We start from the raw sequence: 14,071 nt of genomic DNA, 5'->3' as shown, positions 1-14,071 counted from the left end.
ACAGAATCCAAACAAAAAAGAACCTTAAACAAGGTTCATAGGTAAACAGACTATGATTCCTTGTGGCAACCGGCTGCCATCCATAAAAACATGGAACAGGCCCTTGGCTTTGCGTCCTATAGTTTCCTATAGTTTGCCTTTTTCACTTTGGATAACTGTGAGTTTTAGTCTATTATACTACTAAACAACAGGAAATTTCTAGTTTATTTCACCTATATTTCTAATATATCCATTCTTTTTTTACTAGATAGTAACTTTAAAAACTAGAAACCAGTTGAGGATTGTTTTATTAAAGAAAGGTGAACTTTATTATGATAAATAAAAAAGATGGCCGTCTTACAGATGGCCATCTTGAGATATTAACGAAGAAGTTGAAGAACTCCTTGTGGTTGTTGGTTCGCTTGCTTTGCGACTGCACCTTTCAGTTGCAGAATAGACTATATCTTCACCCTGTAATCAGGGGCCGGGCACTTCGGACAGCTTAGCTGCCCTACGGGATTCATAGCCATAGCCTTCACCTTAGACCGTATTCCCTAGTCGTTGAACCTTCTCCACTCTTTCGAGACAGGAGCTCGGCTGCTGATTATCCATTATTGTATCTTCACCATTTTCAAACCTTCACGCCTGCTGTTTCCAGCTACGCTGTGGTTGATGAAGCTTTAGGAAGTCCCAGCAATTCACCCAGTGATGATCTTATCCGTTACCAGATAAGACGCCCTTATCATTATCTCAGAAGTTGTAAAACTCCCTGAGGCATCTGATTTGATTGAGCCAACATTGCTTGTGCTGCTTGAGAAAGAATAGAATTCTTAGTTTGCTCCATCATTTCCTTTGCCATATCAACATCTCTGATACGAGATTCAGCAGCTGTTAGGTTTTCAGATGATGTGCTTAGGTTGTTAATAGTATGTTCTAAACGGTTCTGGTTAGCACCTAGTTTGGCGCGCTCATCAGAAACAGATTTGATTGCTGTGTCAATACTAGTAATAGCACTTTGGGCACCTGTTGATGTAGAGATATCCACTCCATCAACACTTAACCCTTTAGTACTCATATCTCCAATTGATAACGCTAGTGTCTGGTTTTCGTTAGCACCAATTTGGAATGTATTACCTGATCCGGAGATTACAATAGCTGTTGCGTCTAAGTCTGCACCTAAAGCTGCATTGTTAAGCGAAACAGTAATTTCGCCATTACCAAATGTTAAAGTACCAGCATCTCCATCAGTCCAAACCTGAGATACTAGAGTAGTAGTACCATCTGAAATTGAAAAAGCTCCTGTCGGTACAGCCACTCCATCACCAGCAGTAATGGTCCAAGTACCTGCATCTACACCACCATTTGTATTTGCGCCGGTAACACCAGCAACTGCAAGTATTGTTGATGAAGTAGTATCCTGGTCTACCTGAGTACCAAAAGTACCATCAATTAATTTTTGAGTATTGAACTCTGTTTGACTAGAAATTCTGTCAATCTCACTCTTTAATTCAACTACCTCTTTGTTGAGTGCATCTCTATCTTCATCTGTATTTGTACCGTTGGCAGATTGAACTGATAGTTCACGCATACGCTGAAGAATAGAATGAGTTTCGTTTAGAGCACCTTCAGCAGTCTGAATTAATGAGATTGCATCTTGTGAGTTACGAGAAGCTTGTTCTAACCCACGAACTTGTCCGCGCATCTTTTCAGAAATAGCTAGACCAGCAGCATCATCCCCTGCACGGTTGATACGAAGGCCAGATGCTAGCTTCTCCATTGATTTAGCTTGCGCGCCTGTAGCTGAGTTTAGCATGCGATGTGTATTAAGAGCCGCGATATTGTGATTAATTCTCATTATAATTTTCCTCCTTGAATGTATGGTTCACATCCTTGTGAACCTGTTAATTTGGTCAGGGTCGATAAGGCGGCCGCCCTTATTTTCCCTTACAATTTATTTATCGTCTGGAGTTTTTGTTTGTTTAATAGTTTTGAGAAAAAAATATAAATTATTTTCGGGACTTTAGATTCACTAGTAAACCTGAAATGTCTTTTGATGCCTGCTGGTTTTCTTCCTGGATTTGTTCGTAGACTTCTTTTCTCAAAATTTCGATGGTTTTGGGTGCTTTGATGCCGATTTTGACCTGGTCGTTTTTGGATGAGACGATGGTGATTTCGATGTCATCGCCGATTTTGATGGTTTCGCCGTTTTTGCGTGTCAGTACGAGCATTCATCTCACCCCTTTACCTTGTGCAGCTCTGTTTTGCCGAACAGGCTGTGCTTTGTTTTATAGCCTTCTTCTATGAGAATGACCTGCTTTGCTTTGTTGTTTGCTTTATTGATGATGACTGGCGCCTGAAGGTTTGCAGTTGTTTTATCAAAAGGATCTTCGACGGTCAGGATGGAATAGACGACGACATCATTCTCGGATTTCAACTCAATCTCTTCCACCACTGAATCTTCCAGTTTGAAATCATAGCTCCGAAAAAACCCAAACGGACTGGCAATGACGAATGCTAGTTCAGAAGTAGCTACGGATTGCATAACTGAAAATGATCCGTCTTCGGACAGCGGCAAGACGACAAATTTAGTTTCCTCTGGAAACCCCGGAATCCCCTTTTCAAAATGTAAAATTTCTTCTTCTTTTATCTCAACTTCATTATGGTATTTTGTATTAAGTCTCATTTCAAAGTCTCCTTTTAAGCTTCAAAATCGATCCTGAGTGAATTTTTCTGCTGCAGGTAGATATCTGTTTTGCCCGGATAGTAATCTATAATTGGCTTATTTGGTCTTACGTCAATTTTAACAGGTTGCGTGTTCCATCGGATGTTCAAATCACCCGGGTCATAATTTATTTTGACACTGTTATGTGATGGAATCCAGCCAATATTGAAATCTGCCTGCGGAGGCAGGCTGTTTCGCTCGGCCTGGCTTCGGAGTGCTGAGAAACCATGTTCGATCATCATCAGCTCATCACCTTCCTGGGCCATGGTGGCGATGGCATTCATTGCTGCCTGATATCCTGCCTGGGCATTTTCTTCTGTCATTCGAAAAACGCTTTTCAGATTAGCATCTGCAAAAGCTCTCGACTGATCAATCGTCAGCTTTGACGGTCTTCGGTCCACCATCATTTCCGCCTTTGGCTGTTCGATGCTCATATATGCTTGCGGCTGCTGGATTTCCAATCTGGCTGACTGTGTTTCTATTCCGATTCTAGCAAAAGTAGATTCCATCCTAAGTTGAGGTATATTCATAGGCTTCCCCTTCCCAATATAAGAAAAGCCTTATCAAATAGCTTGATAAGGCTCTAAATTTATCTTAAGAAATCCATCAATGTCGGCTGGATGATCCGTGCACCTACGCTTAATGCTGCGCGGTGTACGCTTTCCTGCGATTTCAGGTCCATGATGACCCGCTCGATATCGGCATCTTCATTGTCGGACAGGATCTTCGTTGCCATGACTTCCTGCTCTCCAAGTCGGGTTTCAACCATTTCGAGGCGGTTATAGCGCGCGCCAAGCTCTGAGCGTTCTGCAGACAATGTGTTCATGACTTTATCAAGATCCTTCAACAGCTCGTCCATCCTTTGCGGATTGGCAGTTCCGAGCTCATCTTGAATCGCTTGAACCGTATCAAACATCTCCTGATTGAAAACATTCGCCGGATTCACGTTCGCCTTCATGAAAACGCCGCGGGAAACTTCAACTTTATAGTTGTTTATATCCTCATCTGCTATGTTAGCGGCAACCTGTACAGGGTTTTCCTGCGGAACTGGCGGGTTCATGACGTCCGTACCATGAAAAATATATCTGCCGCTCACCTGGGTATTCGCAGTTGCCACAAGACTCTGCTTCAGCTGTTCAACTTCCCGGGCTATAGCCTGGCGGTCTTCCTGACTATAGGAATCGTTCATTCCCTGGATCGTCAGCTCGCGTACACGCTGCAGCGCGCTGTTTGCCTGGTCGATTCCTGCCTCTGAGTTGTCCATCCAGAGGTATAGCTCTGACAGATTGCGTTTGTACTGTTCAACTTCCTTTAAGTTTGAGCGGTATGTCATGCCCTTCATCGCGACGACTGGATCATCGGAAGGCTTTGTTATTTTTTTGCCAGTGGATAACTGGTCCTCGTATTTCCCCATCCTCCGGTAGCTCTCGCTTAGATGCTTAAGCGAGTTGGAGGCGAGCATCGATTGTGTGATCCGCATTTATTTCACCTTACCTTCCGACTGTTCCCATGCCATTGATGATTTTATCCAGCATTTCATCCTGGAGTGTGATCATCCGCGCTGATGCATTATAGGCATGCTGGAACTGGATCATATTCGTCATTTCCTCATCGAGGGAAACCGAACTTACAGACTGACGCTTCGTTTCGACTGCCTGCTGGAGCGCCTGATTATTCATCGTCATCCGGTTGGCTTCCTGTGACTCGACGGCCATCTTGCCGATGACTCCTTCATAATAGTTCCGGAAATCTGATAACTCCGAGCTGCCATTGTAATCAAATTGCTTATTCAGGACATTCGCGAGGTTGAGCACATTCGTGCCATCTCCAAGTGTCGCCAGAAGCGGGTCATCGCCTGTTGCCGATGCGATATTGTCCAGGCTATCGAGGATGTTACCATCTAGCATCATCCGTCCGGCAAAGCCTTTTCGTTCAGTAACTCCACCGGTCTGTGAATCAGCAAAAAAGTTAATTTCCTCTGCTTTTTTATTCTTGATTTCATTCGGGCTCAAGCCTGATTTATGAACTGCGTTGAATTCAGTCGCGAACGTGTATGCCAGGTTATCAAGCTCTTCCAGCATATCTGCATAAACCGCAGTCGCCTCGCCATCTTTTTCATACGCATATGACTCAACAAGCGCTTGCAGCCTTCCGCTTGATTTCATGTCTGTGAAATTCAGGTTCGTGCTGCCAACAGAAATCGTTTTAACAGAACCTTCAACGCCATCTTTATTCACGCTGATTTTGTTGTAGCCTGCCGCCCCAACAAGCACGGCATGCTGCTTGCCATCATCGCCGACAAGCTTGATGACCGCTTTCCCTTCAGCTCCCGAATGGGCATTCCCGCCGCTTGCTGCATAATCCACTTTTACATTAACAAGGGAAGAGAGTTCATCAATCAACCGATCCCGTTCATCATACAGGTCATTTGGCAAATAGCCATGCGGCTCGATGTCGCCGATTTGCTCATTCAAGCCATGGATTTGGCTGACTATGGAGTTGATTTTATCAACGGTCACATTGATTTCATTGCCGATATCCTTCTGCACTGCCACTAGCGAATTATGCAAATAATTGAATGTCTCTGCAACGGCAATACCACGCTGGCGGACAACCGACCTTGCGCCCTCATTATTCGGATTGACCGCAAGATCCTGCAATGATTGCCAGAACTGGTCCATCGTATTTGCCAGGCCAGACTCCGACGGTTCGTTCATGATCTGTTCCAGCTTGGAATACGCTTCAGCTTTTGTTGAAGAGTAGCCCAGCTTATTCGTCTCGCCGCGGTACTGGATATCAAGGAAGCCTTCACGGATCCGCTGCACTGCATCAGCTTTAACTCCAGTGCCGGTTTGTCCTGGCAGGTTCGGGCGATTGAATGCCGCTGCCGGATAGGGTTCAGTCTGGGCAAAATTAACCCGCTGCCTTGTGTAGCCAGGTGTATTTGCATTGGCGATATTATGTCCTGTCGTATGTAAAGCGGTCTGCTGTGTGAACATCCCGCGCCTTGCTGTTTCTAATCCCATAAAGGTCGAACGCATGTAAGACTTCCTCCAGTGTGAAATTTACGCTTTGGAACTGAACAGGCTTTTTCCCGGAATGCCCGTCTCGTTCGGTCCATAGTTATAATCATCCTGCGGCGGTTCTACGAGACTCCTCGAAAAAGAGATGAATTTTAACGATTGTGAAATCAATCCCTGATTCAATTCATTCTGCTTCTGGATTCTCGCAATCACATTCCTAAGTTCTTCACTGATCCTGATGACAATCTCCTGCTTCTCTGGCGGAAGCTCATCCAGCAGTTCGCCCAGCGTGCGTTTTGTTGAAGAAAAAGCTGCAACCGCCTTGCTCCGTTCCGCTTCAATTTTTTCAATTGCCAGGATATGTGCCTGCTCTTCTTTTAAAAGCTGGGTAAGAGCCTGGATGTCTTCTGCCTCCAACACCCCTGTTTTCTTAAGCGCCAATTCAAGCAGGCTTTTGTGCAGCTTCAGAAGCTTCTCCAGGCTCTCGATTAATAGATTGATGCCCATTGTTTTCCCCCGCCATTATTTTTTCAAATAAAAATCAGCGATGCTTTTTGCAATATCCTCCGGATTAAGCTTATATGTGCCATTCTCCACCTGGACTTTCAGCTCTTCAACCTTCTTCTGGCGCAGCTGTTCTACTTCAGAAATCTGCTGCATGGCCTTCGCAGTTGAAGAAATCTCTACCTTATCAACTGGTTTTTCAGCCTTCTTTAGTTCATCAACTTTATTCATTTGGTTGTTATATGGGTTGATTCGATTGGTGTTAAAATTATTGATCTTCATTCATTATCCCTCGCTTTCATTAAGTTGAGGATTCTATATCTTTCTTATCGGATATTTCCCCGTTATCTTTAGTAGTAATGTAAAATAAAGACTTTAGACTTATTAATCCTTTGAGAAATATGTCGCCTTGTGACTGTTTAACTTTTGTTTAAATTCTTCTTCACGTTCTAAATGTTTTAAATCATCTCTGATATCATTCGCACAGTCATCGCAAAGTCTGCCAGTACGGATTACCGTGCCACACTTGTCGCAAGGATAACCCAGGTTCGGGAATTGAGTGATCTGAAGTTTGCCATTTTTTATGAACTTCAAGATCAGTTTTTGCGAAACTCCCGTTGCTTCCACTACCTGCAGCATTGTCGCTGCCCGATTCTCGCGCTTTCTCATATATTTAGAAACGGTATCGTACGCCGCTTCTTCTTCTCTCCAGCATTTTTCACAAACATCGCGGAATTTATTTTTCACATATATTTCGCCGCATTGTGGGCAATTCGAAAGGTCCAATGTCCTTCCTCCTCTAATTTTATCTCATCTATCGAGCCAAAGTGAAAGAATACACCTTGGCTGCTCCGGTCTCTTTCAACAGCCTGGCCGCATGGCGCAGTGTCGAGCCTGTAGTATATATATCGTCAATAAGCAAAATAGTTTTACTTCTGATATCAATCTCCTCCTCCACTTTAAATACTTGCTCTATATGGATTCTTTCCGATCTTGATTTTTTTGACTGTTTCTCTGTATGAACTCTCGAGAGCAAGTGGCTTGGTTCCAAGCCGGCTGACTTGATAAGAGCTTCTGCCTGATTGAAGCCTCTTTCATAAAGCCGTTCGTTACTAAGTGGGATCGGCGCAAGGTAATCATATTGGAAAGCTTGCAAAGCCTTTTGAAGATCTTCTGCAAAAATTTCAGCAAGAACATAATCACCGCGAAATTTAAATCTTGCCACTACTTCTTTTGTAAAATCAGTATAGCGATACAGCGACCGGTTCTGATCCAGGCTTCCTCTCCAGCAGTCGTCTTCCTCCCAGCGCTTGCAATCCAGGCATACATTCCCCTCCCGAAATTCCGCTTCCAAAAAGGCAAATGGCCGCCCGCAGATTTCGCATATCTCACCTGTAATCGGTGTGAATTTCTCGTTGCACTGCTCGCAGAGTCTAGGTGTTTTTTCTTCCCCAAAAAGAGTCCTCCATGACAGTATAGGTTCAATCTCTACATGGCATAACAGACAATGACTACCTTTCATCCATCAATCAGCCCTTTCATTACCCCTTCTCTGTTCATCATCTCAATCTGCCTGCGTGCACTGAGCATCGCTTCTGTTTTACCATAATGGAAAAATGTCACGTCGCCTGTTGGGTATTCTGCACTCCTGCCCGCCCGTCCAGCTATCTGTACAAGCGCACTCTCTGTAAAAACACTGTCCTCCGCACCTATGACGGCCACATCAATATACGGGAAAGTTACACCGCGTTCCAGGATTGTCGTAGTAAGCAAAATGGGGACTTCTTTGTTTCGCATTTTCATGACCTTTTCTATTCTGTTTGGATCTTCAGCATGGACGGCTTCGATAAGGAGATTCTGTTTGCGGAGTATCTTGAGGATTTTTTCCATAGCGGCTTTTTTCGGTGAGAAAATCAATGCCTGTTTCCCGGAGGCTAACCTTGACTCCACCCACCTAATGATATTAGGAGGAAGTTTCCCCTTAAATATCTCCTTCTCCCAGTTCCCCGCCCATACAAATCTCGGGACAGGCAGCGGGTGACGGTGGAAGCGGGCCGGAATCGTGATAAATTCTCTTTTTCCGAGACTGCATTCTTTTTGCCATTGCTTGTTTGGGGTTGCAGTTAAGTAAATAAGAGAGGATTCTCGTTTCCTCGATTGCCGGACAGCATATTGGAGGGTTTCATCGATTGAATAAGGATAGGCATCTACTTCATCAACAATGACGACATCGAATGCCTGGTAAAAACGGAGCAGCTGGTGGGTTGTCGCGATGGTGAGCTGGGAATATTCATGCCGGTCTTCACTTCCGCCATAGAGAGCAGCAATTTTTATATCCGGGAAGACTTTTTGCAAGCGGGGCATCAGTTCCAGAACTACGTCTGTGCGAGGAGTGGCAATGCAAACCCGTTTGCCTGTGGATAAAGCCTGCGTAATTCCCGCGAATAAAACCTCCGTTTTTCCCGCTCCGGTAACTGCCCAGACGAGGAGCTCTGCTTTGTTTTTGACTGCTTCGACAACACGTTGAGAAGCGACTTGTTGTCCTTCTGATAAATGACCGCCCCATTGATGCGGTTCCTTACCTATATTAAACTCCCGCTCAGGTCCCGCCCAGCTAACAAGTTGAGTGCATTCGCTTACCCTTCCCATCATCAAACACTTCCGGCAATACAGTTCTACTTTTCCACAACGGGAACAGGGGAATTCACCGAACCAGGATTCATCTCTATTGCCGCACCTGGCGCATGAAAGCGGTGAACGCTTGATGCCTTGCCGGTATATTAGATAGCCATTATCATAGTGCTCCTGGATATCCTTTTGAGGAAAAGGCACTTCTTCTAGCAAGAGCTGCTTACCTGTTAGTAATTTTTGAAGTTCTGAATTGTAAGGAAAAGAATGATTTGTGGATAGCGGGGATATCTGTGAGTGTTTAGCGCTGGTGAATTTCTGTTCATCTTTGTAAATGGGGATGAATTTTCCGTCTTTCAATGTTAATCACAACCTTTTGTGGATTAATCTGTGGATAAATTAAATTTCCTGTGTATAATGTGGGTTAATTTGTTGGTAATCTGTTGTTTAACTTTATGTAAGCGTTTATGTTTGTTGATAACTTTAAAATCAGTGTAAATTATTTGTTGATAAGTGGATCGTTTTGTTGATAACATCTACTTTCTGTGGATAAAAAGAAAAATGCCAACTCCAAGTACGGAATTGGCGCCTTAACATTGATGTAAAAACTCTTCCGGTATTATTTCTTGTACCATCCCATGCCCATCGATCCTTCTCCAAGGTGCGTGCCGATGACCGGGCCGAAATAGCTGAGCATGAATTCCACATTCGGGTACTGGGCTTCAAGCTCGCTTTTCCACTCGAGAGCTTCTGCTTCGCGATTGGCATGAATCACAACAGCACGATACTCACCGCCGCTGTTCGCGTCTTCGGCGAGCAGTTCCACTACACGATTCATTGCTTTTTTACGTGTGCGAACCTTTTCAAACGGGACAATTTTTTTGTCCTCAAAATGTAGCAGAGGCTTCACCTGCAGCAGACTTCCAATCAGAGCCTGAGCACTTGACAACCTTCCGCCGCGCTGAAGATGACTTAAATCATCCACCATGAAGTAAGCGGTAGATGTTTCTTTGATTTGATAGAGCCGTTCCATGATTTCTTCAGGATCGACACCTTGTCCAGCCAACTCAGCAGCTTCCAATGCATAAAAGCCTTGCACCATCGCACTGACCTCTGAATCAAAGGTATATACCTTTATTCCATCAACCATCTCGCCTGCGCTCACCGCACCCTGGTAAGTACCGCTGATTCCGCTGGACAAATGGATGCTGATGACCGAATCGTAATCCTTGGCTAATTTTTCAAAAAGCTCGACGAACTCGCCAATTGGAGGCATTGACGTTGTCGGAAGCTCACGCTGTTTCACTTCTTCATAAAATTCTTCCGCGCTGATATCTAGTTCTTCTCTATATGTCTCATTATCGAAAATCACGCTCAAAGGAATCATGTGGATATTCCATTTCTCCCGCAACTCCTTCGGGATGTACGCAGTACTATCCGTGACAACTGCCGTTTTCATTATTATATTACCATCCTTATGTTTTTCTCTACCGTATGTACAATCCCATTTTATATGAACTTTATGTAAAATGCATTCTTTCAGGAAAACTATTTTAGCAAGGGGTTAATAAATATGGTTTGTAAGGAGAAAAACGATCAAATGATGGGCGCTTAAAATCCCTAAATAACCTTTGATGGGTCAATACATTAGCAGTAACTCGCTCATTGCGCAAATACTTTCGATGCGTTCGATAAACCCGTCTTATTACAAGAAAAACGCCGGCAATCGATTGCACGGCGTTACAAAATTAAGAGACATATGAACAAATTAAACTGCCTATTCCTCTGCTTTCAATTTCATCTATCAGCATTTCAATAAAGGTTTCATCCAAATTTAGTAGAGTAGCCTTTTGATAAGCTTCTATCAATTTTTCGTCTGTGATTTCCCATAGAGAAGATATTTTGACCACCCCTTTGTTTTATTTTCCCTAATTATATCGAATTTTATTAAGTTTTTGTAAATCTTCAACAGTGTTTTTGTCGTATTTTTCCACCATAAAACGACAAGAAACCACATTCGTCGTGTCGACAAATGTGGTTTCTTTGTTTTATCTACGCTCTTTTCGTAATCTTTGTTGCTTTTACACACAAAGTAAAAACCGGCTTCTGGGTTTTTACGATTATATTCGCATAATCGATACGGCAGCATCTTCGAAAAGAGCCCGAAACCTTTAAGAATGCGGATAACTGTATGTATTCGAAAAGGAGCAATCACTGCGAATGCAGCTCTTATCTAACTTCTACCCAACCATTCTTGATAGCGACGACTACTGCCTGGGTCCGATCGTTTACGTTCATTTTTTGCAGGATATTGCTTACATGGTTCTTGACTGTCTTCTCACTAATAAATAGTGCTTCGCCAATTCCTCTGTTGCTCTTTCCATCCGCTAATAGCTGAAGGACTTCACATTCGCGGCGGGTCAGCAAATGAAGCGGGCGGCGAATTTCAACTGGAGATATGTATTTGTCTGAACCGTTCTCATCAGCAGAGAGACGGCGATATTCTTTTACAAGGTTATGAGTTACCCGCGGGTGCAGGTATGATCCCCCTTCAGCAACCACTTTCACTGCTTCGATCAATGCATCTGCATCCATTTCTTTCAATAAGTAACCTGTCGCTCCTGTCCTAAGTGCGTGCGTTACATAATTTTCATCATCATGGATGGATAAGATGATAACCTTTGACTCAGGATATTTTTTAATCAGCTCAGCTGTAGCTTCCACACCATTTATATTTGGCATATTGATATCCATAATGACAACGTCTGGCTGGTGCTGGTCTACTAACGAGATAGCTTCGCTGCCGTCGTCACCTTCTGCCACTACTTCAAATGTTGGTTCAAAATCCAGGATCCGTTTTACCCCTTCTCTGAAAAGTTGATGGTCGTCAATAATGACAATCTTTGTTGTCATAACATTCGCCTCCCTTACGGCTTCTATCTCTATTTTTAATCTTCAGTGGCGGCTAAAGCGCCGCAAATGGATGTAATGCTTTTTTAATGATTCAATGGTATTTGGATAATAACCAGGGTCCCTGTGCTAATTTTCGAATGGATAGACAGCTCGCCTTCAAGCAGTTCGACTCGTTCTCTGATGCCCAGGATGCCAAAAGACTCAGGTTTCTTATCGCTCATATCAAAACCTTTGCCGTCGTCCTTTACGACTACCATGACATTGTCCTGTTTAATTTCCAGCTTCACCTGGATCACATGTGCATCGGCATGCTTGAGCGCGTTTTGAACGGACTCTTGAATCATCCGGAACAGCGCAACTTCATACTTTGCAGGGAGTCGGTTATCATTCCCGACATTAATGAATTCTATTTTTGTCGTCCTATGATACTCTTCGATTGTCTGTAAATATTTTTTGAGGGTAGGAACCAGTCCCAAGTCGTCAAGAGCCATTGGCCTCAAGTCATAAATGATTCTTCGGACCTCATACAGCGCGCTTCGCACCATTTTTTTCATATCCCTGATTTCTCTGATTGCTTCGTTCGCGCTTCTTTCTTTATAAATCTTCTCAATCAAATCAGAGCGCATCATGACATTCGCCAGCATTTGTGCTGGACCGTCGTGAATTTCCCGAGAAAGGCGTTTCCGCTCATCTTCCTGGGCTTCGATGATTTTCAGGCCGAAATCTTGTTTCTGTTTTGCGGTTTCTAGCGCTTCACCCATTTGCCTGATATCACTCATCATATAGTTCATAACTACTGAAATTTGGGATACAAGATGGTTTGCCCGCTCAATCGTTTCGTTTAGCCCAATCAATCTTCGCTCTAAATCGTCACGTTTTTCACGGAGCTGTTTTTCTGTTTGTCGGTTCATCGTCAGGTCCATTTGCAGCTTATGAGCAACTTCATATGCTTCACGGACTTGAGCCTCTGTATAATCTTTGAAATGCTTACTTACTTCCGAAAGCCGCTTCCTTGCAGACCTGACCTGGATGTCAAGCTTATCGCCTTCATTGATAATTTGAGCGACTTTCCGCTTGATCTCCTGCAGCTCAAGAGTAATAGATTCAAAGTCATTCCTGCATTCTTCTCCGATTCGGAAGATTTCATCTTTGCTGTTACCGACAGTTTCTATCATTTTCTCCAAAATAAGATCAAGTGATTTGCTGTCGAATTGTTTAATCACCATGTATTACTCCCCCACGGGTGACACTTAATGATATTTTAGCGTGAAAAGTTATTTGTTACTAATAATGAACAAGAAAATCATGCCAATTCTAGCAAAAATCGTTAAAAAGACACAGTTTAAGTTTTATATCCTAAGTCTTATATCCTATAATTTTAGTAGATAAACCTCCAATTTAGAATTAAAACTTTTGTTGTAATAATATTTCCATTTTTTCTTGTGGCTGTCAGACCACTAACTATTATAACATTCAAACACTTTTACTGTATTAAAGTTATATTACAATCATAAGACATGTTGTTTGTAGCCAGCTTGATACTTATAATGATTATATGAATTGTAGCATTAAGACTGATTTAGGAAAATAGAAATCAACATGAAGCAGACTGCTTTCAGTTGGGAAAATTTTTAATAGAGAGGAGCAGGAGACATGCTTCCAAGCTATTTTACTGTAAAAGGGTATGGAGAACACGAAATCGAAATTCAGAGGTCTCGTTTCATCGCATATATCGACAGGGCTGAAACAGAGGAACAAGCACAGCAATTTATTAATGACATAAAAAAGAAGAACTGGAATGCAACCCATAACTGCTCTGCCTATATGATTGGAGAGAATGATCAAATCCAAAAGGCTAATGATGATGGTGAACCGAGCGGCACTGCAGGTGTTCCTATCCTTGAAGTACTTAAAAAGAGAAAACTAAAAGATACGGTTGTTGTTGTAACAAGATTTTTTGGCGGCATCAAGCTGGGGGCAGGCGGGTTGATTCGTGCATATGGAAAAGCTACATCTGAGGGGCTTTCAGCGACAGGCATTGTTGAACGAAAACTAATGCGGGTAATGCATACGACAATTGATTATACTTTGCTTGGCAAAGTAGAAAATGAACTTCGCGGATCTCAGTATCAGTTAAAGGATATACATTACCTGGAAAAAGTGGAATTTGAGACTTATGTCGAGGAAGCCAAAGCAGAAGAGTACACTGAATGGATGACGGAGCTGACAAACGGTCAGGGTGTGATTAATTCAGGGGAAACTACTTATCTGGAAACGTTATTGCATTTATAAATTCAATGGG

At 43.1% G+C, this 14,071-nt stretch carries 17 protein-coding genes and 1 riboswitch; of the genes, 2 read left to right on the top strand and 15 right to left on the bottom strand.

Annotation, left to right across the window (positions count from 1 at the left end):
* Nucleotides 1-61 precede the first annotated feature (61 nt).
* A riboswitch (cyclic di-GMP riboswitch) is annotated at nucleotides 62-148 on the bottom strand.
* 163 nt (nucleotides 149-311) lie between these two features.
* Nucleotides 312-485, top strand: coding sequence for a hypothetical protein (locus DYI25_RS15260; protein WP_213370406.1), 174 nt, complete (start codon nucleotides 312-314; stop codon nucleotides 483-485).
* A gap of 239 nt (nucleotides 486-724) precedes the next feature.
* Here the strand turns inward: DYI25_RS15260 and DYI25_RS15255 are convergent, their stop codons facing one another.
* From DYI25_RS15255 to DYI25_RS15185, 15 genes are all read right to left on the bottom strand, one after another.
* A complete protein-coding gene (locus DYI25_RS15255; protein ID WP_213370404.1) occupies nucleotides 725-1,834 on the bottom strand; it encodes a flagellin in 1,110 nt (369 codons plus the stop codon).
* Between the two features lie 151 nt (nucleotides 1,835-1,985).
* Nucleotides 1,986-2,207, bottom strand: a complete 222-nt coding sequence (gene csrA / locus DYI25_RS15250; protein ID WP_213370402.1) for a carbon storage regulator CsrA — start codon at nucleotides 2,205-2,207, stop codon at nucleotides 1,986-1,988.
* 5 nt (nucleotides 2,208-2,212) lie between these two features.
* On the bottom strand, nucleotides 2,213-2,662 hold the full coding sequence (fliW, locus tag DYI25_RS15245; RefSeq protein ID WP_213370400.1) for a flagellar assembly protein FliW: 450 nt from the start codon (nucleotides 2,660-2,662) through the stop codon (nucleotides 2,213-2,215).
* Between the two features lie 14 nt (nucleotides 2,663-2,676).
* Complete coding sequence (locus tag DYI25_RS15240; protein ID WP_213370398.1) at nucleotides 2,677-3,231, bottom strand: DUF6470 family protein; 555 nt, start codon at nucleotides 3,229-3,231, stop codon at nucleotides 2,677-2,679.
* A gap of 59 nt (nucleotides 3,232-3,290) precedes the next feature.
* Nucleotides 3,291-4,181 (bottom strand): flagellar hook-associated protein FlgL, encoded by an 891-nt coding sequence (gene flgL / locus DYI25_RS15235; RefSeq protein WP_213370395.1) that lies wholly within the window; start codon nucleotides 4,179-4,181, stop codon nucleotides 3,291-3,293.
* Nucleotides 4,182-4,191: 10 nt separating this feature from the next.
* Nucleotides 4,192-5,742 carry a flagellar hook-associated protein FlgK gene (gene flgK / locus DYI25_RS15230; protein WP_213370393.1) on the bottom strand — a complete coding sequence of 517 codons (1,551 nt, stop codon included), beginning with the start codon at nucleotides 5,740-5,742 and terminating at the stop codon, nucleotides 4,192-4,194.
* Nucleotides 5,743-5,766: 24 nt separating this feature from the next.
* Nucleotides 5,767-6,231 (bottom strand): flagellar protein FlgN, encoded by a 465-nt coding sequence (locus DYI25_RS15225; protein WP_213370391.1) that lies wholly within the window; start codon nucleotides 6,229-6,231, stop codon nucleotides 5,767-5,769.
* Between the two features lie 15 nt (nucleotides 6,232-6,246).
* Nucleotides 6,247-6,510, bottom strand: a complete 264-nt coding sequence (gene flgM, locus DYI25_RS15220; RefSeq protein WP_213370389.1) for a flagellar biosynthesis anti-sigma factor FlgM — start codon at nucleotides 6,508-6,510, stop codon at nucleotides 6,247-6,249.
* A gap of 102 nt (nucleotides 6,511-6,612) precedes the next feature.
* Complete coding sequence (locus tag DYI25_RS15215) at nucleotides 6,613-7,014, bottom strand: TIGR03826 family flagellar region protein (protein WP_213370387.1); 402 nt, start codon at nucleotides 7,012-7,014, stop codon at nucleotides 6,613-6,615.
* 28 nt (nucleotides 7,015-7,042) lie between these two features.
* On the bottom strand, nucleotides 7,043-7,750 hold the full coding sequence (locus tag DYI25_RS15210) for a ComF family protein (RefSeq protein ID WP_213370385.1): 708 nt from the start codon (nucleotides 7,748-7,750) through the stop codon (nucleotides 7,043-7,045).
* Nucleotides 7,747-9,216, bottom strand: coding sequence for a DEAD/DEAH box helicase (locus DYI25_RS15205; protein WP_249745468.1), 1,470 nt, complete (start codon nucleotides 9,214-9,216; stop codon nucleotides 7,747-7,749). Before DYI25_RS15205 ends, DYI25_RS15210 begins: the two co-directional genes overlap by 4 nt.
* A 259-nt stretch (nucleotides 9,217-9,475) precedes the next feature.
* Entirely contained in the window at nucleotides 9,476-10,315 is an 840-nt protein-coding gene (locus DYI25_RS15200) for a DegV family protein (protein ID WP_213370383.1), read from the bottom strand.
* A 289-nt stretch (nucleotides 10,316-10,604) separates the two neighbouring features.
* Nucleotides 10,605-10,766, bottom strand: a complete 162-nt coding sequence (sda, locus tag DYI25_RS22805) for a sporulation histidine kinase inhibitor Sda (RefSeq protein WP_213370381.1) — start codon at nucleotides 10,764-10,766, stop codon at nucleotides 10,605-10,607.
* 319 nt (nucleotides 10,767-11,085) lie between these two features.
* Nucleotides 11,086-11,769 carry a response regulator gene (locus tag DYI25_RS15190; protein ID WP_213370378.1) on the bottom strand — a complete coding sequence of 228 codons (684 nt, stop codon included), beginning with the start codon at nucleotides 11,767-11,769 and terminating at the stop codon, nucleotides 11,086-11,088.
* Nucleotides 11,770-11,852: 83 nt separating this feature from the next.
* Nucleotides 11,853-12,995 (bottom strand): sensor histidine kinase, encoded by a 1,143-nt coding sequence (locus DYI25_RS15185; RefSeq protein WP_213370376.1) that lies wholly within the window; start codon nucleotides 12,993-12,995, stop codon nucleotides 11,853-11,855.
* Nucleotides 12,996-13,422: 427 nt separating this feature from the next.
* Here DYI25_RS15185 and DYI25_RS15180 point away from each other — a divergent pair, with 427 nt between their 5' ends.
* Nucleotides 13,423-14,061 (top strand): YigZ family protein, encoded by a 639-nt coding sequence (locus tag DYI25_RS15180; protein ID WP_213370373.1) that lies wholly within the window; start codon nucleotides 13,423-13,425, stop codon nucleotides 14,059-14,061.
* Nucleotides 14,062-14,071: the final 10 nt, after the last annotated feature.

This window comes from Mesobacillus boroniphilus (assembly GCF_018424685.1).
GTDB lineage: Bacteria > Bacillota > Bacilli > Bacillales > Cytobacillaceae > Mesobacillus > Mesobacillus boroniphilus_A.
This window is presented reverse-complemented; position numbering and strand designations above follow the sequence as displayed.

Excerpts from the sequence above, each read along its gene's own strand:
- DYI25_RS15180 (WP_213370373.1), top strand. The coding sequence starts at position 13,423 with ATGCTTCCAAGCTATTTTACTGTAAAAGGGTATGGAGAACACGAAATC.
- flgK (WP_213370393.1), bottom strand. The coding sequence starts at position 5,742 with ATGCGTTCGACCTTTATGGGATTAGAAACAGCAAGGCGCGGGATGTTC.
- fliW (WP_213370400.1), bottom strand. The coding sequence starts at position 2,662 with ATGAGACTTAATACAAAATACCATAATGAAGTTGAGATAAAAGAAGAA.
- DYI25_RS15210 (WP_213370385.1), bottom strand. The coding sequence starts at position 7,750 with ATGAAAGGTAGTCATTGTCTGTTATGCCATGTAGAGATTGAACCTATA.
- DYI25_RS15260 (WP_213370406.1), top strand. The coding sequence starts at position 312 with ATGATAAATAAAAAAGATGGCCGTCTTACAGATGGCCATCTTGAGATA.
- flgM (WP_213370389.1), bottom strand. The coding sequence starts at position 6,510 with ATGAAGATCAATAATTTTAACACCAATCGAATCAACCCATATAACAAC.
- DYI25_RS15190 (WP_213370378.1), bottom strand. The coding sequence starts at position 11,769 with ATGACAACAAAGATTGTCATTATTGACGACCATCAACTTTTCAGAGAA.
- DYI25_RS15240 (WP_213370398.1), bottom strand. The coding sequence starts at position 3,231 with ATGAATATACCTCAACTTAGGATGGAATCTACTTTTGCTAGAATCGGA.
- DYI25_RS15200 (WP_213370383.1), bottom strand. The coding sequence starts at position 10,315 with ATGAAAACGGCAGTTGTCACGGATAGTACTGCGTACATCCCGAAGGAG.
- DYI25_RS15185 (WP_213370376.1), bottom strand. The coding sequence starts at position 12,995 with ATGGTGATTAAACAATTCGACAGCAAATCACTTGATCTTATTTTGGAG.
- DYI25_RS15225 (WP_213370391.1), bottom strand. The coding sequence starts at position 6,231 with ATGGGCATCAATCTATTAATCGAGAGCCTGGAGAAGCTTCTGAAGCTG.
- DYI25_RS15255 (WP_213370404.1), bottom strand. The coding sequence starts at position 1,834 with ATGAGAATTAATCACAATATCGCGGCTCTTAATACACATCGCATGCTA.
- flgL (WP_213370395.1), bottom strand. The coding sequence starts at position 4,181 with ATGCGGATCACACAATCGATGCTCGCCTCCAACTCGCTTAAGCATCTA.
- csrA (WP_213370402.1), bottom strand. The coding sequence starts at position 2,207 with ATGCTCGTACTGACACGCAAAAACGGCGAAACCATCAAAATCGGCGAT.